Consider the following 22,101-nt stretch of genomic DNA (forward strand, 5'->3'; position numbering starts at 1 on the left):
CGCACACTCCACGGAACCCGATACGTCCGACAGGCACGTCATCGGGAGTCATCATGGGCGACCCACGCGAACGTGAACGCGAGCCGCAGTCGCCGCTCGAGCGGGAGACCGGCGAGCCGGACGTCCACCCCGAGGAACAGGGGCGGTCGAAGCCCGACACCTCCGGTGGTCCCCCGGCCAAGGGCACCGACGCACGGAAGGAAACCGATGAGGGTTCCGTTTGAGCCGCGGTCGTCACGGCCGCCCGCGCGACTGGAGGAGGTCTGATGTCCGACCGGCGGACGGAGCGCGCAGCCCCGGCCCCGGGCATGCGCAGCGATGCCGGAGACACGGGCGACACGGGAGCACCCGGCTGGCCCGAGCGCACGGAGACCACCGAGTCCGAAGAGGACCGGGCCCCTGGTGCGACCTCGTTCGAAGAGACAGCGGACGCCCGTCACGCCGCCGACGAGGACACCTCCGCGGAGGCGTTCACCACGCGGCACGAGGACGACCGCGGCCCTCTCGCACCGGAGTTCCAGGAGCCCGATGGGACCGGGGACGAGTCCTTGGGCGACTGAGGGAGCCCGCGCCGGTGCCGCCGTGGGCGGCGCCCTCGGCGCGGGTCACCGTTCGTTCGCCGGCCCCGGTCAGCGGGCCGTCTGCGTGTGGACGTACTCCACGAGCCGGGTGAGGCTGTCCGGGTCGGTGGACGGCAGGACACCGTGGCCGAGGTTGAAGACATGGCCCTCGAGGCCGGCGGCGGCGTCCAGGACCTCGCGGGTCTTGGCCTCGACGGCCTCGCGCGGGGCGAAGAGCACCGCCGGGTCCAGGTTGCCCTGGAGTGCCTTGCCGGGGCCGACGCGACGGGCCGCCTCGTCCAGCGGCACGCGCCAGTCGACGCCGACGACGTCCGCGCCGGCCTCGCCCATCAGCCCCAGCAGCTCACCGGTGCCGACACCGAAGTGGATGCGGGGGACGCCGTAGCCCTCGACGGCCCGGAAGACCTTGGCCGAGGCGGGCAGGACCGAGCGGCGGTAGTCGGCGGGGGCCAGGGCACCGGCCCAGGAGTCGAAGAGCTGGACGGCCGAGGCGCCGGCCTCGATCTGGACCTTCAGGAAGGCGGCCGTGATGTCCGCGAGCCGGTCCACCAGGTCGGACCACAGCTGCGGGTCGCCGTGCATGAGCGCCTTGGTGTGCTCGTACGTACGGGACGGACCGCCCTCGATGAGGTAGCTCGCGAGGGTGAAGGGCGCGCCCGCGAAACCGATCAGGGGGGTCTCGCCCAGCTCCGCGGTGAGCAGCTTGATCGCCTCGGTGACGTAGGAGACGTCCTCGGAGGTCAGGTCGCGCAGCCGGGCGAGGTCGGCGCGGGTGCGGATCGGGTGCTCGACGACCGGGCCGACACCTGGCTTGATGTCGAGGTCGACGCCGATCGCCTTCAGGGGCACGACGATGTCGCTGAAGTAGATCGCCGCGTCCACGCCGTGCCGGCGGACCGGCTGCAGGGTGATCTCGGTGACCAGCTCGGGCCGCATGCAGGACTCGAGCATGGGGATGCCCTCACGCACCTTGCGGTACTCGGGCAGCGAGCGCCCGGCCTGCCGCATGAACCACACCGGCGTGTGCGGCACGGGCTCGCGCCGGCACGCCCTGAGAAAGGCGGAGTCGTACGTCGCTGTCGGCTGGCCCGGGGCGGGGCGGTCATTGACACTCACGCAAAAAGTCTCGCACGCCACCGGAGCGATTCGGCCTCGGGGCGGCAGCGCCCCCGGAGGGGCGCGGGGCTGTGTCCGCGCGCGGCTGAGCCGCCTCGGCGCACCACACTCCGAAGGACCCGCCCGCCCTACGACAGGAACCAGCCACGACGAACCCGCGCACGGCAGCCGAACCCCCGGCGGCAAGGGGTGTCTCTCCAAGCGGACGCGCTTTCTTCCCCTTAATCTTCCCCGCATGGCTGCGGCTCAGGAACGACTGACGGACGGCGACGGCGGAATGGACGACGCGGAGGGGGAGGGCGATGCGATGGACACGGCTCCCCTGCCCTTCCGCGCCGCGGTCGACGCCCTGAAGGCCGCACGCCTGCGGCCGGAGATCGAGATCGAGCCGTCGCGCCCGCCGCAGCGGCTCGCCCCGCACACGTACGCGCTGGAGGCCGCCGTGGTCGCCGACGAGGAGGACCTTGCCGACGGGCGCCTCGTCCTGCTGCACGACCCGGCCGGACACGAGGCCTGGCAGGGCACCTTCCGCCTGGTGACGCTGGTGCGCGCGGAACTGGAGCCGGAGATGGCGGCGGACCCGCTGCTGCCCGACGTGTGCTGGTCCTGGCTGACCGGCGCGCTCCAGGCCCGCGGGCTGGCGTACGGCGAGCCGAGCGGGACCGTCACGCGCGCGAGCTCGCACTACTTCGGCGGTCTCGCCACCCGTCCGGCCGCCTCCCAGATCGAGATCCGGGCCTCGTGGACGCCCCGGGAGGGGATCGGAGGCGTCCCGGACACCGCGGCGCACCTGGCCTCCTGGTGCGACCTGCTGTGCCAGGTGGCGGGCCTGCCCCCGGCGGGGCCGGGCGACGCCTCGGTGGTGACGCTGCCGCAGCGTCGCGGGCCACAGCCCCGCTGACCCCGGCGCGCCCACCGGCGCTGTCAATGTCGCCTTTACCTTCCTTGCCATCTCTTTGTCGATACGGCCACTTTCGGCCTCGTATTGACCATGGACCGAACCGACTCGATCCTCAGATGATCGCTCGTGCGTCCGAATTGCACGGATTGTTACTCACCAAATCGTGATCATTCTCTAAAGGAGCACGAGTTTGGTGCCGAAGACGACTGTGACCTTGAAACACGGTTCGTCCCGGCCGCTTCCCCGAGCCGGCCCCGTCCCCGCACCCATCCAGGAGGCCTGGTGTCCGTTCTCCTCGAGCAGCCCGCAAGCCTGGTCGCCTACCGCCCGAACAAGCCGACCGCCATGGTCGTCGTGGCCGACCCGCGCGTTCGTTCCACCGTCACCCGCCATCTCTGGGCACTCGGAGTGCGCGACGTCATCGAGGCGTCGTCCATCGCAGAGGCCCGTCCTCGTATCGGCAACCCGCGCGACATCTGCGTCGCCGACGTCCACCTCCCCGACGGCTCCGGTCTCACCCTCCTGTCGGAGACCCGGGCGGCGGGCTGGCCCAACGGTCTGGCCCTGTCCGCCGCCGACGACATCGGAGCGGTCCGCAACGCCCTCGCGGGCGGAGTCAAGGGCTATGTCGTCACCGGCACCCGCACCAACATCGGGCTCCCCACCCGACCCGGTGCCGCCCCCATCGGCGCCGCCGCCGCGCGCCTGCACCGCCGCCCCCCGGGTGCCCCGAGCCACCCGGGCGGCTACCGCGAGCTGTCCGGCCGCGAGGTGGAGGTGCTGCGACTGGTCGCCGAAGGGCAGTCGAACAAGGCGATCGGCGTCTCGATGGGCCTGTCCGCACTGACCGTGAAGAGCCACCTGGCCCGCATCGCCCGCAAGCTCGGCACCGGCGACCGTGCCGGGATGGTGGCGGTGGCCCTGCGGACCGGCATCATCCACTGACCTTCTCCCCTTGACCACCAGCCCCTGACTCCCCGACCCCCTGACCACCAGCCCCCCGGCTCCCCGGCCCCCTGACTCCCTGACTTCCGCGACCCCTCCTGCGCCCGCCCCGGTCCGCGTCCGCACCGAGCCGCCGCCGAGCCGCGTCCGGGGAGCTGGAGGCACACCCTGGACGCCCGCCGTCCCGCGCCGCACAACCGGCGGCGCGCCCTTGTGCGGACACGAACGACCCATGTGACACATGACTGATTTACGACCCCCCATCGCCCGTCGACGGAACGTTCCGTCGGCGGGCGTAGTCGACACACAGATACCCTTGACAGGTGACCGACGCCCAAGAGACCGCAGCAGACAGCCCACTGCGAACCACCGGAGGCGCCCCTCCGGACGACGTCGAAACGGCGCCGATCCCGTTGCTCGAGCCGCGAGACGGCATTCCGCCCGTGATCGTCGACGAGGCCTCCCTCGCCGAGGTGATCGCCGCCTTCGCCGCCGGCACCGGCCCCGTCGCGGTCGATGCCGAGCGCGCGTCCGGGTACCGGTACGGCCAGCGCGCCTACCTCGTGCAGCTGCGCCGCGAGGGCGCGGGCACCGCGCTGATCGACCCGGTGGCCTGCCCCGACCTGTCGGCCCTGGGGGAGGCGATCTCCGACGCTGAGTGGGTGCTGCACGCCGCCACCCAGGACCTGCCCTGCCTGCGCGAGATAGGCATGGTGCCCACCCGTCTGTTCGACACCGAGCTGGCCGGACGCCTCGCCGGGTTCCCGCGGGTGGGACTCGGCGCCATGGTGGAGAGCGTCCTCAGCTTCATCCTGGAGAAGGGCCACTCCGCAGTCGACTGGTCGACGCGGCCCCTGCCCGAGCCCTGGCTTCGCTATGCCGCCCTCGACGTCGAACTGCTCGTGGACCTGCGGGACGCCCTGGAGAAGGAACTCGAGCGGCAGGGGAAGCTGGAGTGGGCCCGTCAGGAGTTCGACGCCATCGCCTCCGCGCCGCCGCCCGAGCCGCGCAAGGACCCCTGGCGCCGTACGTCCGGGATGCACAAGGTGCGCCGCCGCCGGCAGATGGCGGCCGTCCGGGAGCTGTGGCAGACCCGGGACCGGATCGCGCAGCGCCGGGACGTCTCGCCGGGCAAGGTGCTCGGGGACGCCGCGATCGTCGAGGCGGCCCTCGCCCTGCCGCCGAACGTGCACGCCCTGGCCGCGCTGAACGGCTTCGGGCACCGCATGGGGCGGCGCCAGCTGGAGCAGTGGCAGGCCGCGATCGATCGCGCCAAGGCGCTGCCGGAGGCGGAGCTGCCGCAGCCGGGGCAGCCGGTGACGGGTCCGCCGCCGCCGCGGGCCTGGGCCGACAAGGATCCGGCGGCGGCCGCCCGGCTGTCCGCCGCGCGCGCCGCGGTGTCGGCCTTGGCCGAGCAGCTCACCATGCCCCAGGAGAATCTGATCTCCCCGGACATCGTGCGGCGCCTGTGCTGGGAGCCGCCGAAGCCGGTGGACGCGGAGTCCGTGGCCGCCGCGCTGGCCGGGTACGGCGCGAGGGCATGGCAGATCGAACAGGTCACCCCGGTCCTGGTGAAGGCGCTGTCGGTAAAGGGCGCCTAGTCGCCGTAGCGGCTTTGTCGTACGGCGGGTGCGGGGGCCTTCGGTGGCTGACGCCTGCGGGGCGGGGCCGCATGCCGACATGGCGGGGTCGCATGGCGACCCCCGCAGCCCGTGCCGACGCGGCGCAGCCGCATGGCAACCGGCGGGGTCCCATGTCGACGCGGCGAAGCCGCATGCGGAGTCCCATGCCGAGCCAGGCAGCCATCGACGCGGCGAAGCCGCATGGCGACCCCCCGCAGCCCGCGCCGACACGGCGCCAGCGGCGCCAGCCGCATGCCGACACGGCAGGGGCGCATGCCGACGCGGCTCCCCGCCCCCTTGCGGGGACAGCCCCTCGCAAGGATGCGGACTGCCGCACCGATGCTGACGCCGCGCAGCCGCATCCCGACACGGCGGAGACCCATGCCGAGCTGGGCAGCCGCATGGCGACAAGGCGCAGCCGCATGCCGACACGGCAGGGCCGCATGCCGAGGCGGCCCCCGTCCCCTTGCCGGGATGGCCCCTTACAGGGATGCGGCCTGCCGCCTCCCGTTCCGAGCCCTTGCCGGCCCCGCGGGGGCTCCGCGGCTCCGCCGAAGGTGTGACCTTCGCCGCTTGGGCGTGCGGGACTGGGCAGCTTGGTTACCCACAAGTAGCATGGTGCTGAGCGCGCGCTCAGCGTGTCGCAGCAGTGCCATCCCGCACCCTGGAGGAGAGCCATCGTGCCTCGTACCGTCAGGGACGTCGTCTTCGTCGACGGCGTCCGCACCCCGTTCGGCAAGGCGGGCCCGAAGGGCATCTACCACGAGACCCGCGCCGACGACCTCGTCGTGAAGGCGATCCGGGAGCTGCTGCGCCGCAACCCGGGTCTCGACCCGAAGAAGATCGACGAGGTCGCCATCGCCGCGACCACGCAGATCGGTGACCAGGGCCTGACCCTCGGCCGCACCGCGGGCATCCTCGCCGGACTCCCGCAGTCGGTCCCCGGCTACTCCATCGACCGTATGTGCGCGGGTGCGATGACGGCCGTGACGACCACGGCCGGCTCGATCGCGTTCGGCGCTTACGACGCCGTCATCGCGGGCGGTGTGGAGCACATGGGCCGCCACCCGATGGGCGAGGGCGTCGACCCGAACCCGCGGTTCGTGAGCGAGAAGCTGGTCGACGAGTCCGCGCTGTTCATGGGCATGACCGCGGAGAACCTCCACGACCGCTACCCGCACATCACCAAGCTGCGCGCCGACGAATACGCCGTGCGCTCCCAGGAGAAGGCCGCGAAGGCGTACGCCAACGGCAAGATCCAGCAGGACCTGGTGCCGATCTCCGTACGCCGCACGAACCCCGAGAGCGGCGAGACCGGCTGGGGCCTGGTCACCGCCGACGAGCCGATGCGCCCGGGCACCACGCTGGAGAACCTGGCGGGCCTGAAGACGCCGTTCCGCGTCCACGGCCGGGTCACCGCGGGCAACGCGGCCGGTCTGAACGACGGCGCCACCGCCTCGATCATCGCGAGCGAGGACTTCGCGCGCGAGAACGGCCTGCCGGTCAAGATGCGTCTCGTCTCCTACGCCTTCGCGGGCGTCGAGCCGGAGGTCATGGGCTACGGCCCGATCCCGGCCACGGAGAAGGCCCTCGCCAAGGCGGGCCTGTCCATCTCCGACATCGGCCTGTTCGAGATCAACGAGGCCTTCGCCGTCCAGGTCCTGGCCTTCCTCGACCACTACGGCATCGCGGACGACGACGAGCGCGTCAACCAGTACGGCGGCGCGATCGCCTTCGGCCACCCGCTGGCCTCCTCCGGCGTCCGGCTGATGACGCAGCTCGCCCGCCAGTTCGAGGAGCAGCCGGAGGTCCGCTACGGCCTCACCACCATGTGCGTCGGCTTCGGCATGGGCGCGACGGTCATCTGGGAGAACCCGCACTTCGACGGAGGCGACAAGTGAGCACCACCGCTGAGCTGTTGAAGGGCGCGGCCGAGCTGTTCCCGGACGAGGTCGTCACGCAGGCGCACGTACGCCACTTCGACCTGCCGTTCGGTGTGGGCCGGTTCGCCCTGATCACCCTCGACAACGGCCACGACCACACCAAGCCGACCACCTTCGGCCCGGCCTCGCTCGCGAACCTCAACACCGCGATCGACCAGGTCGAGAAGGAGGCCGCGGACGGCGAGATCGTCGGCGTCGGCATCACCGGCAAGCCGTTCATCTTCGCGGTCGGCGCCGACCTCAAGGGTGTCGAGCTGCTGAAGCGGCACGAGGACGCGCTGGCCATCGGCAAGGGCGGCCACGAGGTCTTCAAGCGCCTGTCCAAGCTGGCCGTGCCCACCTTCGCGTACTACAACGGCGCGGCGATGGGCGGCGGCGTCGAGGTCGGCCTGCACTGCACCTACCGCACGGTGTCCGCGGCCCTCCCCGCCTTCTCCCTCCCCGAGGTCTTCCTGGGCCTCGTCCCCGGCTGGGGCGGCTGCACGCTGCTGCCGAACCTGATCGGCGCCGACAAGGCCGTCTCGGTCATCATCGAGAACAGCCTCAACCAGAACAAGCAGCTCAAGGGCCGGCAGGTCTACGAGCTCGGGATCGCCGACGCCCTCTTCGAGGGCGCCGACTTCCTGGAGCAGTCGCTGACCTGGACGGCGGCCGTCCTCAAGGGCGAGATCGTCATCGAGCGCCCGGTCATCGATCGCGGCGAGGCCTGGGACCAGGCCGTCGCCAAGGGCCGCTTCATCGCGGACAGCAAGGTGCACGGCGCGGCCCCGGCCGCCTACCGCGCCCTCGACATCATCGCCGCCGCGAAGAACGGCGACCTGCAGCAGGGCTACGACGCCGAGGACCAGGCCCTCGCGGACCTGATCATGGGCGGTGAACTGCGCGCCGGCATCTACGCGTTCAACCTCGTCCAGAAGCGCGGCAAGCGCCCGGCGGGCGCCCCCGACAAGAGCCTGGCGCGCCCGGTCACCAAGGTCGGTGTCGTCGGCGCCGGTCTGATGGCGTCGCAGCTCGCCCTGCTCTTCCTGCGCCGCCTCGAGGTCCCGGTCGTCCTGACGGACATCGACCAGGAGCGCATCGACAAGGGCGTGGGCTACGTCCACGCCGAGATCGACAAGCTGCTCGGCAAGGGCCGGATCAACCAGGACAAGGCCAACCGCCTCAAGGCGCTGGTCTCCGGTGTCCTGGACAAGGCGGAGGGCTTCTCGGACGCGGACTTCGTCATCGAGGCCGTGTTCGAGGAGATGGGCGTCAAGCAGCAGGTGTTCGCGGAGGTCGAGGCGGTCGCGCCCGAGCACGCGATCCTGGCGACCAACACCTCCTCCCTCTCCGTGTCGGAGATGGCGTCGAAGCTGAAGCACCCGGAGCGGGTCGTCGGCTTCCACTTCTTCAACCCGGTCGCGGTCCTGCCGCTGCTCGAGATCGTCCGCGGCGAGAAGACGGACGACGCCTCGCTGGCGACCGCCTTCGCGGTGGCCAAGAAGCTGAAGAAGACGGCGGTTCTGGTCAAGGACGCCCCGGCGTTCGTCGTGAACCGCATCCTGACCCGCTTCATGGGCGAGATCCAGAACGTCATCGACGAGGGCACCCCGGTCGAGGTGGCGGAGAAGGCGGTGGAGCCGCTGGGTCTGCCGATGTCCCCGCTGGTCCTGCTGGAGCTGGTCGGCCCGGCGATCGGCCTGCACGTCTCGGAGACCCTCAACAAGGTGTTCCCGGACCGCTTCACGGTCTCCCCGAACCTCAAGGCGGTCGTCGAGGCGGGCAAGCGCGGCTTCTACGTCTACGACAGCGGCAAGCCCGAGTTGGACCCGGAGGTCGCCGCGCTGCTGAAGCAGGGCGACACGGTCCTGACGGAGGAGCAGGTCCGCGCCCGCGTCCTGGACGCGGTGGCGCAGGAGATCGGCCTGATGCTGGACGAGGGCGTCGTCGCCGAGGCCCAGGACATCGACCTGTGCCTGATCACGGGCGCCGGCTGGCCCTTCCACCTGGGCGGCATCACGCCGTACCTGGACCGCGAGGGTGTCTCGGAGCGCGTGAACGGCAGGACGTTCATCGAGCCGGGCGTGGCGTCGGTTCCGGCGTAACGGCCGCAGCACGGTGAAAGGGCCTCCGCGCAAGGCGGAGGCCCTTTCTCGTCGTGTGCGCAAGGCCGGTCGCGTCGGGACCGGTCAAAGCCGCCGTCCCGGCACCCGCAGCCAGGAGCCGTTCAGCGGGGGCCGTTGGCACTCCCCCGATTTCAATGAGGCTTCCCCAGCGCGGGCCGGACAGGCTCGTGGGACGCTGGGTGGCATGAGTGTCCCGCTCCTGGTGATCGTCGATGGCGCGAACGTCGTCGGGTCGGTGCCCGACGGCTGGTGGCGGGACCGGCGGGGCGCCGCCGACCGGCTGCGGGACCGTCTCGTGCCGTTGGCCGCCGACGGGCTGCCCGGCTTTCCCGGGCCGCTGGAGCTGGTGCTGGTCGTGGAGGGTGCGGCGCGCGGCGTGGAGGCCGTGCCCGGCATCCGGGTGGACGCGGCCCCCGGCAGCGGGGACGACCGTATCGTCGAACTGGTCGCCGAGGCCGGGGACCGCCAGGTCCTGGTCGTCACGGCGGACCGGGAGCTACGGCGCCGGGTGACGGATCTCGGCGCGGAGGTGACGGGCCCGCGTACGGTGCGCTGAATCCCCACGCGGAACGCCGCGGTCACCGCGTGCCGCCTCCGGACGGCCCGCTCCCCCCGCCCGCCGCGGACTCCCCGGCACGTCCCACACGGCTGTGCGAACGGCCGTAGAGGAAGTACACGACGAACCCGACCACCAGCCAGATCGCGAACCGCAGCCAGGTCTCGGCGGGCAGGTTCAGCATCAGCCACAGCGAGGCGCACACCGACAGGATCGGCACCACCGGGACGAGCGGGGTGCGGAAGGCGCGTGGCAGGTCGGGGCGGGTGCGGCGGAGAATGACCACGCCGATCGCGACGACGATGAACGCGAACAGCGTGCCGATGTTCACCAGTTCGGCCAGTTCGCTGAGGCTGGTGAAGCCCGCGACGACGGCGATGACCACGCCGAGCAGGATGGTCGGCCGGTGCGGGGTCTTGAAACGCGGGTGGACGCGGGAGAAGAAGCGGGGCAGCAGCCCGTCGCGGCTCATCGCGAAGAAGACCCGGGTCTGGCCGAGCAGCAGGATCAGACAGACGGTGGTCAGGCCGACGGCGGCACCGAAGCTGATCACACCCGCGAACCACGGGTGCCCGATGGCCTTGAACGCGTCGGCGAGCGGGGCGTCCACGGACAGCCTGCTGTAGTGCTCCATGCCGGTCACGACGATCGACACCGCCACGTACAGCGCCGTGCAGATGAACAGGGAGCCGAGGATGCCGCGCGGCATGTCGCGCTGCGGGTTGCGGGTCTCCTCGGCGGTGGTCGCCACGATGTCGAAGCCGATGAAGGCGAAGAAGACGACGGACGCGGCGGTGAAGATGCCCATCACACCGAAGTTGGACGGTGCCCAGCCGGCCATCAGCTGGATGAGCGGCGCCTTGAGGCTGCCGCCCGCCGGCACCGCCTGCGGCTCGGGGACGAACGGCTTGTAGTTGGCGCTGTTGACGAAGAAGGCGCCCCCGATGATCACGATCAGCACCACGGTCACCTTGATGGCGACGACGAGCTGGGTGACCCGGGCCGACAGCTTCATCCCGAGGACGAGGATCGCGGTGAGGAGGAGGACGAGCGCGGCGGCGAGGATGTCGAAGCCGAATCCGTGCGCGCCCTCCCGTCCGCCGAGATAGGCGGGCAGGTGCCAGCCCGCGTTGTCCATCAGGGAGCGGATGTACCCGGACCAGCCGACGGCGACCACCGCCGTGCCCAGCGCGAACTCCAGGACCAGGTCCCAGCCGATGATCCAGGCGGGCAGCTCGCCCAGCGTGGCGTAGGAGAACGTGTACGCGGACCCCGCGACCGGCACCGTGGAGGCGAACTCCGCGTAGCAGAGCGCGGCGAGCGCGCAGACGACGCCGGCCACGACGAAGGACAGGGAGACGGCGGGACCCGCGTTCTGCTTGGCGACCTTGCCGGTGAGCACGAAGATGCCGGTGCCGATGATGACCCCGACGCCGAACACGGTCAGGTCCAGGGCCGACAGGGTCTTTCTGAGCGCGTGCTCCGGCTCCTCGGTGTCCTGGATCGACTGCTCGACGTTCTTCGTCCGGAAGAGGGTGCTCCTCATGGCGTACCTCCCGCGCTCACCGTCCCCGACATGATCGAGAGGGGGCGTGCTCCGTGTGCCCCGGCACGGGCAGATTCACGCAAACGGGCCGGTTTCGCCACCGTAAAGGATGGAGAAACCGGCCCGGGCGCGTGCGGCGGGTCGTATCAGTCGCGGGCGGGTTCCACGGAGTCCACGGTCTGGGCGGAGCCCGTACGGTCGTAGCGGCTGCCGTCGAGCTTGGAGACCAGCCCGGTGACCTGGCGGGCGATGTCCGGCGCGGTCAGGCCGATCTCCGCGAGGACCTCCTTGCGGGAGGCGTGGTCGAGGAAGCGCGGCGGGACGCCGAAGTCGCGCAGCGGCACGTCCACACCCGCGTCGCGCAGCGCCTGCGCGATCGCCGAACCCACACCACCGACGCGGGAGTTGTCCTCGACGGTGACGACCACTCGGTGCCGCTCGGCGAGCGGGGCCAGCGCCTCGTCGACGGGCTTGACCCAGCGGGGGTCGACGACGGTGGTGGAGATGCCCTGCTTGTCGAGGAGGTCGGCGATCTCCAGGCACATGGGGGCGAGCGCGCCGACGGAGACCAGCAGGACGTCCGGCACGGGGGCCTCCGCCTTGCGCAGCACGTCCATGCCGCCGACCTTGCCGACGGCGGGGACGGCCGGGCCGACGACGCCCTTGGAGTAGCGCAGCACGGTCGGCGCGTCGTCCACGTCGACGGCCTCACGCAGCTGGGCCCGCAGCTGCTCGGCGTCGCGCGGGGCGGCGATCCTCAGGCCCGGCACCACCTGGAGCATCGACATGTCCCACATGCCGTTGTGGGAGGCGCCGTCGTCGCCCGTGATGCCCGCCCGGTCGAGCACGAACGTCACACCGCACTTGTGCAGGGCGACGTCCATGAGCACCTGGTCGAAGGCGCGGTTGAGGAAGGTCGCGTACACCGCGAAGACGGGGTGCAGACCGCCGGTGGCGAGGCCGGCGGCGGAGACCGCGCCGTGCTGCTCGGCGATGCCGACGTCGTAGATCCGGTTCGGGAAGGCGTCCGCGAACTTCTTCAGGCCCACCGGCTGGAGCATCGCGGCCGTGATGGCGACGATGTCGTCGCGCTCCCGGCCGAGCCTGACCATCTCGTCGCCGAAGACGGAGGTCCAGCTGGCGGCGGCCGCCTTGATGGGCAGGCCGGTGTCGGGGTGGATGGGGCCGATGCCGTGGAAGCGGTCGGCCTCGTCCTGCTCGGCGGGCCTGTAGCCGCGGCCCTTCTCGGTGAGGCAGTGCACGATGACCGGGCCGCCGAACCGCTTGGCGCGGGCCAGGGCGGACTCCAGTGCCTCGATGTCGTGCCCGTCGATCGGGCCGACGTACTTCAGGCCCAGGTCCTCGAACATGCCCTGCGGGGCGATGAAGTCCTTCAGGCCCTTCTTGGCGCCGTGCAGGGTCTCGTAGAGCGGCTTGCCGACGACGGGCGTGCGCTCCAGGACCTCCTTGGTACGGGCCAGGAACTTCTCGTAGCCGTCGGTGGTGCGCAGGGTGGCCAGGTGGTTGGCGAGGCCGCCGATCGTGGGCGCGTAGGAGCGCTCGTTGTCGTTGACGACGATGACCAGCGGGCGGTCCTTGGCGTCGGCGATGTTGTTCAGCGCCTCCCAGGCCATACCGCCGGTGAGGGCGCCGTCACCGATGACGGCCACGACGTGGCTGTCGCGCTTGAGCAGCTGGTTGGCCTTGGCCAGGCCGTCGGCCCAGCCGAGGACGGTGGAGGCGTGCGAGTTCTCGATGACGTCGTGGTCGGACTCGGCGCGCGAGGGGTAGCCGGACAGACCGCCCTTGCTACGCAGCTTGGAGAAGTCCTGACGGCCGGTGAGCAGCTTGTGGACGTAGGCCTGGTGGCCGGTGTCCCACAGCACCTTGTCCTTCGGGGAGTCGAAGACGCGGTGCAGGGCGATGGTGAGCTCGACCACACCGAGGTTCGGACCGAGGTGGCCGCCGGTCTTGGAGACGGCGTCGACGAGGAAGGTCCGGATCTCCTCTGCCAGCTGGTCCAGCTCCTCCAGGCTGAGCCGGTCCAGATCGCGCGGTCCCCTGATGCGGGTCAGCAGCGGCACCCGTGCCTCCTTGCAGTAGAGCTGTGTCGAGCGTTCGCCGGGCCTGTCGAGTCTAATGTTCCGCCTGTGAGGGATCACCGATGGCCCCATGGATCCCCCCGACGTGTCCGCCGAAACACGGTGCCGGACACAGGACTGTGCCCGGCACCGCCGTTGGCGCCGGGCACAGTGACCTGGAGGTTCGGCTGCGGCTACGCGCGGCCGGCCGTCTTCTGGGTCTTGCGGGTCACGGCGTCGATGACGACCGTGGCGAGCAGCACACCACCGGTGATCATGTACTGCACCGGCGAGGCGATGCCCTCCAGGGCGAGGCCGTACTGGATCGAGACGATCACCAGCACACCGAGCAGCGCGTTCCACGTGCGGCCACGCCCACCGAACAGCGACGTACCACCGATCACCGCGGCGGCGATGGCGTTCATCAGCAGGTCACCGCCACCGGCGCCCTGGTTGGCGGACGCGATCTTCGACGCGATGAACAGACCGCCGATCGCGGCGAACGTGCCGGAGATGGCGAAGACCGAGATGCGGACCGCGGCCACGTTGATACCGGCGCGGCGGGACGCCTCCACGCTGCCGCCGAGCGCGAACACCTTCCGGCCGTACGCGGTGCGGCGCAGCACGAAGTCCGTGACGAGCAGCACAGCGATGAAGATGACGACGGCGAGCGGCAGGCCCTTGTACTGGTTGTAGACGACGGCCACGGCGAACGCGAGGACCGCCAGCAGCGCCGTGCGCAGGATCGTCTCGCTCAGCGGCCGGGACGGCACACCCGCTGCCTCGCGCCGCTTGTTGCCGAAGTACGAGCTGAGGAAGTACAGCACGGTCACCGCGAGCGCGAGCCCGTAGGCGGCGGCCACGTCGGAGAAGTAGTACGTCGTCAGCTTGGCGACGAGGCCGTCGCTGTTCAGGTTGATCGTGCCGCTGTCGCCGAGGATCTGGAGCATGAAGCCGTTCCAGAACAGCAGACCTGCCAGGGTGACCGCGAACGCGGGCACACCGATCTTCGCGAAGACGAAGCCGTGAATCGCGCCGGCGACCGTACCGGTGAGGATGGCCAGCACGAAGGCGAGCCACTCGCTCATGCCGTGGGTGATGTTCAGGACGGCGAACGTGGCGCCCGCGACACCGGAGACCGAGCCGACCGACAGGTCGATCTCACCGAGCAGCAGCACGAAGACGATGCCGACGGCGATCATGCCCGTGCCGACCATGGCGACGGAGATGTCGGAGAGGTTGCCGGCGGTGAGGAAGTTCGAGTTCAGGCTCTGGAAGATGATCCAGATGATCGCCAGACCGATGACGACCGGGATCGCGCCCAGGTCACCGGCCTTCATCTTCCGCTTGAACTCGGTGATGTAGCCCGCGAAGCCCTGCTCGCGCACCAGCAGACGGGGGTCGACGGCGGTGACCGCCTTCGCCGCCGCCTCGGGGTTCTCCACGACGGTGTCTTCGGGGGGCGTGGAGGTGTTGTCGATGCTCACTTCTTGATCTCCCCATTGCTGCGCGCCGCACGACGGGTCACGGCGTTGTCCGTGGCGCCGGTGATGGCGGAGATGATCTCTTCCTGGGAGGTCGTCTTGACCTCGAAGACGCCGTTGTTGCGCCCCAGACGCAGCACCGCCACCTTGTCGGCGACGGCCTTCACGTCGGCCATGTTGTGGCTGATGAGGATCACGGCGTGACCGCGCTCCCGCAGCCGCTCCACCAGGTCGAGGACCTGCGCGGTCTGCTCGACGCCGAGGGCGGCGGTGGGCTCGTCGAGGATCACCAGCTTGGGCTCACCGAGCATGGAACGGGCGATGGCCACGACCTGGCGCTGACCGCCGGAGAGCGAGGCGATCGGGATGCGGACGCTGGGGATGCGGATGGACAGCTGGTCCAGCAGCTCGCGCGAGCGCCGCTCCATCTCCACCTCGTCCAGGACACCGCGGCGGCGGATCTCCCGGCCCAGGTAGAGGTTGCCGACGACGTCGATGTTGTCGCACAGCGCGAGGTCCTGGTAGACCGTCGCGATGCCCAGGTTCTGGGCGTCGTTCGGCTTGCCGATGTGGACGGTCTTGCCTTCCCACTCGATGACGCCCTCATCGATGGGGTGCACGCCGGCGATCGTCTTGACCAGCGTGGATTTTCCGGCGCCGTTGTCGCCGACCAGGGCGACCACCTCACCGGCGTGGACCTCAAGCTCTACGTCGGTGAGCGCCTGAACGGCACCGAACCGCTTGGAGACCCCGCGCAACGCCAGCACGGGCGTAGCGGACACGTGAACCATCTCCTTCGCCGCCTGACCCGGCGGGAGGTTGTGCAGAAGTTTGGGGGGTGTTCCGTCCGGCGCCCCGCGACGAGCTTGCGGGGCTGGTGAAGGCAGGGCGCCGGAGGAGCTTCAGTGCGCCAGTCCCTCACGGGAATTCAAGGGCGAATCCCCGTGGAGGGAAAGGGGCTTGAGGCCGGTTACTTCAGGCCGATCTTGTCGCAGGCCGACTTGAACTGCGGAGTGCAGATGTCCGCGACGGTGTAGATGCCGTCCTTGATGACGGTGTCCTTGATGTTGTCCTTCGTCAGAGCGACGACCGGGACCAGGACGGAGGGCACCTGCTTGGTGGTCGGGCTGTCGACCTTGTCCTTCGCTATCGAGTCGAGCGACTTGCCCTGGGCAATGGCGACGGCCATCTCCGCGGCGACGTCCGCCTCCTGCGGGTACGGCTTGTAGACGCTCATGTACTGGTCGCCGGTGACGATGCGCTGCACACCCGCGAGCTCCGCGTCCTGGCCGGTGACCGGGATGCCCTTGATGCCGGCGGCCTTCAGGGCGGTGATGATACCGCCGGCCATGCCGTCGTTGGCGGAGTAGACGCCGATGATGTTCTGCTTGCCGAGGGCGGAGATGGCGCCCTCCATGTTGGTGTTGGCGTTCTCCGGCTTCCAGTCCTTGGTGTCGTACTCCTTGCTGATGTTCACCTTGCCGTCGAGCACCTCGTGGGCGCCCTTCTTGAACTGCGCGGCGTTCGGGTCGGTGACGGAGCCGTTCATCATGACGATCTTGCCGGACTTCGCCTTGGAGCCGAGGGCCGTGAGGAGGGCCTGGCCCTGGGTCTTGCCGACGGTCTCGTTGTCGAACGAGGTGTAGCCGCTGATCGGGCCCTGCGCCAGACGGTCGTAGGCGATGACCGGGATGCCCGCGTCCTTGGCCTTCTGCACGGAGTTCTTGATGGCCGCGGAGTCCACCGCGTCCAGGATCAGCACGTCGACCTTGTTGGTGATCATGGTCTCGACCTGCTGGCTCTGCAGGGTGGCGTCCTGCTTGGCGTTGGCGTAGACGACCTCGCCCTTGCCGCTGGTGAGCTCCTTGACCTTCTTCTCGATCAAGGGCCGGTCGAACTTCTCGTAGCGCGCCGTCTGGTTCTCGGGGAGAAGCAGACCCACCTTGATGGCGTCGCCCTTCTTGGCGCTCGAGGACGAGGACGAGCTCTTGCCGGACTCCTTGGCGCTGCCACAGGCGGCGAGCGAAACGGCCATGGCACCAGCAGCAACGGCGAAGGCCGCACGACGCATACGCGTGTTCACTTCTAGAAACCTCCCTGACGAGGCCGCGTCGTTGCGGCCGAGGTGGCTGGAAGTCAACTCGGCCACACGTGCGACGTCAAGAAGTAAATCCTTAACGAGATGGCAACGGTGCCATCCGTTATCTAAGTGAAGACAGGCGTCGCAGCAGGCAGGCTGCCGTCCAAAAGGGTTGAATCACCCATTTCGCTGAGTGCGAGAGCGAGCGCGCCGAGGACCTCCGCGCGGCCGCCGAGCGCCCCTGGCAGCACCGAGAGCTGGCGTGCGGCACTGGGGATCGCGTACCGGCCCACCGACTCCCTGATGGGCCCGAGGACCAGCTCGCCGGCCTCGGCGAGGTCACCGCCCAGGACCACGCGGCTCGGGTTGAGCAGATTGCACAGGTTGGCAACGCCACTGCCGATGTGGCGGCCGACGTCGGCGATCACCCGACGACACCCCGGATCACCGTCCCGCGCCAGCCTCACCACGCCTTCCATGGTCAGGTCGGCGCCGTGGCTGGGCTGCAGCAGCGGCAGCACGTACCGCGCCGACGCGAACGTCTCAAGACAGCCACGGTTGCCGCAGCGGCAGACGGGACCGGATTCATCGAGAGTAATATGCCCGATTTCTCCGGCTGTGCCGCCAGGCCCGCGGTAGATCTTGCCGTCAATCACCAGTCCGGCGCCGACACCGCTCGCCACCTTGATGTACGCCAGGTCCTTGACCCCTCGGCCGCTGCCCCAGACCAGCTCGCCGAGGGCGCCGAGGTTGGCGTCGTTGTCGACGTGCACCGGCACGCCGAGCCGCCCCCGCAGCTCCTCGGCGGGTTTGGTGCCGGTCCAGCCCGGCAGGATGGCGGTGGAGCCGAGCGTGCCCGACTCGACGTCGATGGGTCCGGGCACGCCGAGCCCCACGCCCGCGATCTTGGACCGGCTCACTCCGGTGGCCTCGATCAGCCTGCTGACCAGCTCTTCCGCCCGGTCGAAACCCTGTGCGGCGGAGGCGTCCACGTCCAGGGGCTCGGACTCCTCGGCGAGTACCTGATGGGCGAGGTTCCCGATCGCGACGCGCAAATGGGTGTGCCCGAAGTCGACGCCGATCACGATGCCGGCGTCACCACTGAGAGAGACGCTGCGGGCCCTGCGGCCACCCGCCGATGTGGGCGTGACCTCGACGGTTCCGCCGTCCTTCAGCTCCCGCACGATATTGGAGACGGTCGCCGCGGACAGACCCGTCGTCCTCGCGATCTCGGCCTGCGTCAGCGACCCGGCCAGGCGCACCGCACGGACGACACGCTCCAGATTTGCCCGATGCAGCGACGACTGCGATCCCGGAGTCTCCATCGACTCATTCACTCCTGCCCTCAGCGCGGCGGCCACGGCGCCGCCCATGTGACCCGAGTCACAGCAATGGAATCCGGGTCACGTACAAGTTGTGAACTCCAAGCTCCGCTGAACGGGTTACCGCAGTCAAGTCCTTGACGGAAATCGGGAGAGATCAAAAAAGGGCGGACCGACACACCGGCGCCGTCCCCGGTTCACGGGGAAGACGCCGGCAGGCCGGGGCAATGGAAGTCGATCACTACTTCAGGGCGCCCGCCGTCAGGCCCTGGACCACCTGCCTCTGGAAGACGATGTACGCCGCGAGGACCGGCAGCATCGCCATCACGAGGCCGGCGAAGAGTCCGGACCAGTCGCCCTTGTATCCCTGGCTGGCCGCGAGCTGGACCAGGCCCTGGGTGAGGACGCGCTTGTCGGGGTCGGTGTTCAGGACCGTCGGGAGCATGTACTGGTTCCACTGGCCCAGGAAGTTGAAGATCCCCACGCTGATCAGGCCCGGCTTGGCCATCGGCAGCATGATCTGGAAGAACGTACGGGAGTGCGAGGCCCCGTCCACGAACGCGGCCTCGGCCACCGAGGTGGGCAGCGAGCGGAAGAACGCGGTCAGGAAGAACACCGTGAAGGGCAGCGAGTAGGCGATGTAGACGAGGATCAGGCCGTGGATCGTGTTCAGCAGCCCCATGTTGTTCACGACGTAGAACAGCGGGACCAGCGCCAGCATGATCGGGAAGCTCATGCCGCCGATGAACAGGTAGTAGATGAACCGGTTGCCCGGGAAGTCGAAGCGGGCGAGGACGTACGCCGCCATCGAGCCGAGCACCAGGGTCCCGACGAGCGAACCACCCACCACCAGGACGGTGTTGAGGAAGTAGTCGCTCATGTTGGCGTCGGTCCAGGCCCGCGCCCAGTTCTCGAAGTGCAGCTTGTCCGGCAGCGACCAGGGCGAGTCGAAGATCGAGCGGTCGTCCTTGAAGGAGGTCATCACCGCCCACAGCAGCGGCATGACGACCATGAACGCCCACAGGATCAGCATGCCGTGCGAGAAGACGTTGAGGACGGTGCCTTCCCGCCTCCCCCGGGGCGGCCCGCCGACCGCGGTGTCCGCCTTTCCGACGGTGACGTGCGGCTCGGCGGGGATCGGGGCGGGGGTCTCGGTGGTCTCCATGGTCAGTACTCCAGCCGCTCGCGCCGGCCCAGCCGCATCACGACCGCCGCGAACAGCAGCGTGACGACGAGCAGGGCGACACCGGTCGTGGTTGCGTAGGCGGCCTGACCGTCACGGAAGGCCTTCTGGTAGACGTACAGCACCATGACGGTGGTCGAGTAGTCCGGCCCGCCCGGCCCGGTCGTCATGATCTGCACGACCGCGAACGACTCGGCGCCCAGGGCGAGGATGCCCATGTACACCCAGCCGGACTGCACGGTGTCCCACAGCAGCGGCAGGGTGATCCGGAAGAAGGTGGTGGTGCGGTTCGCCCCGTCCAGGAGCGCCGCCTCGTACAGGTCCGCCGGGATGGAGGCCATGCCCGCGGAGAACAGGACCACGAAGAAGCCGACCGTGGACCAGACGAGGACCGCCATCACACACCACAGGGCCAGGCCCGGATCGCCCAGCCACAGCGGCTGGACGCTCCCGAGCCCGATGCCGCGCAGCAGCGAGTTGATGGCGCCGCTGTCCGGGTTGTACGCGAAAGCGAAGAGCAGGGCGACGATCGCGATGGAGAGCACCTGCGGGAAGAAGTAGACGATCTTGTAGAAGGACGAGCCGCGGACCCCGGAGATCACCGGCCCGCCCTTCCGCCGCCGCCCGCCCACATTGATCATGAAGGCGAGGAACAGCGCGAGACCGATCGTCACCGGCGGCAGCACCAGCGCGAACAGCAGGCTGTGCCACAGCGACTTCCAGAAGATGTCGTCATGGACCAGCCGCGTGTAGTTGTCGAAGCCCACCATCTTGAACTCGGGGCTCAGGCCGGTCCAGTCCGTGAACGAGTAGTAGATGGACTGGATGAACGGCCAGACGACGAAGAGCGCGTACAGGCCGAGGGGAACCGCCAGGAACCCCACGATGAACCGGTACTTGCCGTGATGCATGGCTACCGACCCCGATCCGGCCGTGCGTGCGGCCGCCTGCGCTGCCGCTGACGGACCTGCCGCTGACAGGCCTGCCACAGGCGGACCTGTCCCTGACGGACCCTCACTGGTGCTTGTAGTGCTTGATCGACGTGTCCTTGCCGGTCTCGTCGGCGAAACCCTGGATCCGCTTGATGGCCTCGGCCGGGGTGATACGGCCCGCCATCATCTCGCCGAGACCGGACACACCGATCTTCTCCTTCTGCAGCTGCACGTACCAGTCCTGCAGCCGCGGGTTCAGGACGTTGCTGCCGGCCTTCTCCAGCGCGGCCACACCCGACTTCAGGCCCGGGGTGAGGCTGATGCCCGTGGTGCCGCCGTTGAAGGCGGTCAGCGACTTGACCTTGGTGGTGAAGTTCTTCGAGGACGCCTCGCTGAGCATGATGCGCAGCTGCTCCATGCCCCCCTCGGGGTTCTGCGCCTTGGCGGGGACGATGAAGGGCTCACCGCCGGAGGCCCAGATGGTGCCGAAGGGCATCTTGTCGGAGGAGTCGATGCCGGAGGGCGCGGAGACGGCGAGGTCGAAGTCGGCCGGGATGACGTTGGCGGACTCGTTCTCCACCCAGGAGCCGTTCGGGATGAACAGCGCCTTGCCCTGGGCCCAGGCGGTCTGCGACTGGATGTGGTCGAGGCCCGGCGTGCCCTTGAGGATGTAGCCCTTCCTGTAGAGCTCGTAGTACGCCTCGAAGCAGGCCTTGACGGCCGGGTGCTTCCAGGCGTTCGGCTCCAGGTTGTCGATGGCGTCGAGGACCTCGCGGCCACCGACCTTGCCGATCATCGGGTACAGGGAGAAGGGGATGTAGTACGGGTACTTGCCGGCGTAGGTCCAGCCCGCGATGCCCTTCTTCTTGGCCTTCTCGCAGACCTTGAGCATCTCGTCCCAGGTCTCGGGGTACTTCTCGTCGAGCGAGCCGAGGAGCTTCTGCGAGTACCAGACGCCGTAGACCGTGTAGGCGTAGTATATGATCCACACGGGCTTGCCGTCGAACTGGCCCATCTCGACGATGCCGGGACGCAGTGTGTCGCGGACCTTCTTCGACGGGTCGTCGTAGGAGGGGGCGTCGAGGAGCGGGGTGAGGTCGGCGAGCTGGTTGCGGCTGACGAGGACGCCCATGTCCATCTGCTCGGCGCCGGAGTTGTCGATGAGGTCCGGCGGGTTGCCCTGGTTGAAGCGCGGCTGCAGGGTGGACTGGATCTTCTGGGTGGCGGAGAACTTCACCTTCGCCTTCGGGAAGTCCTTCTGGTAGATCTTGACCGCGTCCTGGGCGTACTCCTTGCCGAAGCCGCCGTCGAAGAGCACGAACTCCATCTGCGCCGTGTCGTTGACGCCGAGCGGGTTCTGCTTGGTCTTCTTGCCCGCCTTGGCCTTCTCCTGGCCGCCGCCTCCGCTGCTGGCGCAGGCGGACAGGAAGCTCATCGTGGGGACGGAGACCAGGCCCAGGGCGACGGAACGCTTGATCAGGCTGCGGCGCCCGACGCCTTCGCGGGTGGTGGTGCCGATGCCTTCGGGGGTGGTGGTGCCGATGCCTTCGGGGGTGGTCGTGTGCTCGCCGGAAGTGGATCCCATGCTCAAGTCCTCGCCTTCTCCAGGACTCAGGCGGTGCACCGGCTCCTCCCCGGCACCGCGGTGATGGTGAAGCTGGGGTCGTGCATGAGCGATTCGGGGGGACGGTGCGGCGGTGGTTC

Annotated in this window: 18 protein-coding genes; 8 read left to right on the forward strand and 10 right to left on the reverse strand. The window is 69.6% G+C overall.

Annotation, left to right across the window (positions count from 1 at the left end):
* The first annotated feature begins 53 nt into the window (after positions 1-53).
* Positions 54-224, forward strand: a complete 171-nt coding sequence (locus tag ACIRC0_RS06645; protein ID WP_403612109.1) for a hypothetical protein — start codon at positions 54-56, stop codon at positions 222-224.
* A 42-nt stretch (positions 225-266) separates the two neighbouring features.
* The gene (locus ACIRC0_RS06650; RefSeq protein ID WP_403612112.1) at positions 267-560 is read left to right on the forward strand and encodes a hypothetical protein; all 294 of its coding nucleotides are present in this window, start codon (positions 267-269) and stop codon (positions 558-560) included.
* Positions 561-629: 69 nt separating this feature from the next.
* Here ACIRC0_RS06650 and hemE read toward each other — a convergent pair whose 3' ends face one another.
* The gene (gene hemE, locus ACIRC0_RS06655) at positions 630-1,697 is read right to left on the reverse strand and encodes a uroporphyrinogen decarboxylase (protein ID WP_403612115.1); all 1,068 of its coding nucleotides are present in this window, start codon (positions 1,695-1,697) and stop codon (positions 630-632) included.
* Between the two features lie 235 nt (positions 1,698-1,932).
* Between hemE and ACIRC0_RS06660 the strand changes: the two genes are divergently transcribed.
* From ACIRC0_RS06660 to ACIRC0_RS06685, 6 genes are all read left to right on the forward strand, one after another.
* Positions 1,933-2,598: a DUF3000 domain-containing protein gene (locus tag ACIRC0_RS06660; RefSeq protein ID WP_403612117.1), complete on the forward strand. Its 666-nt coding sequence runs from the start codon at positions 1,933-1,935 to the stop codon at positions 2,596-2,598.
* A 282-nt stretch (positions 2,599-2,880) separates the two neighbouring features.
* Positions 2,881-3,543, forward strand: a complete 663-nt coding sequence (locus ACIRC0_RS06665; RefSeq protein WP_043444816.1) for a response regulator transcription factor — start codon at positions 2,881-2,883, stop codon at positions 3,541-3,543.
* Between the two features lie 323 nt (positions 3,544-3,866).
* Positions 3,867-5,144 carry an HRDC domain-containing protein gene (locus ACIRC0_RS06670; RefSeq protein WP_403612120.1) on the forward strand — a complete coding sequence of 426 codons (1,278 nt, stop codon included), beginning with the start codon at positions 3,867-3,869 and terminating at the stop codon, positions 5,142-5,144.
* A 701-nt stretch (positions 5,145-5,845) separates the two neighbouring features.
* The gene (locus ACIRC0_RS06675) at positions 5,846-7,066 is read left to right on the forward strand and encodes a thiolase family protein (protein ID WP_403612122.1); all 1,221 of its coding nucleotides are present in this window, start codon (positions 5,846-5,848) and stop codon (positions 7,064-7,066) included.
* Complete coding sequence (locus ACIRC0_RS06680; protein WP_403612125.1) at positions 7,063-9,192, forward strand: 3-hydroxyacyl-CoA dehydrogenase NAD-binding domain-containing protein; 2,130 nt, start codon at positions 7,063-7,065, stop codon at positions 9,190-9,192. Before ACIRC0_RS06675 ends, ACIRC0_RS06680 begins: the two co-directional genes overlap by 4 nt.
* Before the next feature lie 205 nt (positions 9,193-9,397).
* Entirely contained in the window at positions 9,398-9,769 is a 372-nt protein-coding gene (locus tag ACIRC0_RS06685) for an NTP pyrophosphohydrolase (RefSeq protein ID WP_403612128.1), read from the forward strand.
* Between the two features lie 22 nt (positions 9,770-9,791).
* Here ACIRC0_RS06685 and ACIRC0_RS06690 read toward each other — a convergent pair whose 3' ends face one another.
* From ACIRC0_RS06690 to ngcE, 9 genes are all read right to left on the reverse strand, one after another.
* Positions 9,792-11,315 carry an amino acid permease gene (locus ACIRC0_RS06690; RefSeq protein ID WP_403612130.1) on the reverse strand — a complete coding sequence of 508 codons (1,524 nt, stop codon included), beginning with the start codon at positions 11,313-11,315 and terminating at the stop codon, positions 9,792-9,794.
* Between the two features lie 146 nt (positions 11,316-11,461).
* Positions 11,462-13,399, reverse strand: coding sequence for a 1-deoxy-D-xylulose-5-phosphate synthase (dxs, locus tag ACIRC0_RS06695; RefSeq protein ID WP_403612133.1), 1,938 nt, complete (start codon positions 13,397-13,399; stop codon positions 11,462-11,464).
* Between the two features lie 191 nt (positions 13,400-13,590).
* On the reverse strand, positions 13,591-14,883 hold the full coding sequence (locus tag ACIRC0_RS06700; protein ID WP_403612135.1) for a sugar ABC transporter permease: 1,293 nt from the start codon (positions 14,881-14,883) through the stop codon (positions 13,591-13,593).
* Positions 14,880-15,671 (reverse strand): ATP-binding cassette domain-containing protein, encoded by a 792-nt coding sequence (locus ACIRC0_RS06705; RefSeq protein ID WP_200418385.1) that lies wholly within the window; start codon positions 15,669-15,671, stop codon positions 14,880-14,882. Before ACIRC0_RS06705 ends, ACIRC0_RS06700 begins: the two co-directional genes overlap by 4 nt.
* 179 nt (positions 15,672-15,850) lie before the next feature.
* Positions 15,851-16,951, reverse strand: coding sequence for a sugar ABC transporter substrate-binding protein (locus ACIRC0_RS06710; RefSeq protein WP_403612765.1), 1,101 nt, complete (start codon positions 16,949-16,951; stop codon positions 15,851-15,853).
* 134 nt (positions 16,952-17,085) lie between these two features.
* Positions 17,086-18,285: an ROK family transcriptional regulator gene (locus tag ACIRC0_RS06715; RefSeq protein WP_403612138.1), complete on the reverse strand. Its 1,200-nt coding sequence runs from the start codon at positions 18,283-18,285 to the stop codon at positions 17,086-17,088.
* A 238-nt stretch (positions 18,286-18,523) separates the two neighbouring features.
* A complete protein-coding gene (locus tag ACIRC0_RS06720) occupies positions 18,524-19,447 on the reverse strand; it encodes a carbohydrate ABC transporter permease (protein ID WP_403612141.1) in 924 nt (307 codons plus the stop codon).
* A 2-nt stretch (positions 19,448-19,449) separates the two neighbouring features.
* A complete protein-coding gene (locus ACIRC0_RS06725) occupies positions 19,450-20,376 on the reverse strand; it encodes a carbohydrate ABC transporter permease (RefSeq protein ID WP_403612143.1) in 927 nt (308 codons plus the stop codon).
* A 103-nt stretch (positions 20,377-20,479) separates the two neighbouring features.
* Entirely contained in the window at positions 20,480-21,982 is a 1,503-nt protein-coding gene (gene ngcE / locus ACIRC0_RS06730; protein WP_403612145.1) for an N-acetylglucosamine/diacetylchitobiose ABC transporter substrate-binding protein, read from the reverse strand.
* Positions 21,983-22,101 lie beyond the last annotated feature (119 nt).

The sequence above is a fragment of the Streptomyces sp. NPDC093984 genome (assembly GCF_044764595.1).
GTDB lineage: Bacteria > Actinomycetota > Actinomycetes > Streptomycetales > Streptomycetaceae > Streptomyces > Streptomyces cynarae.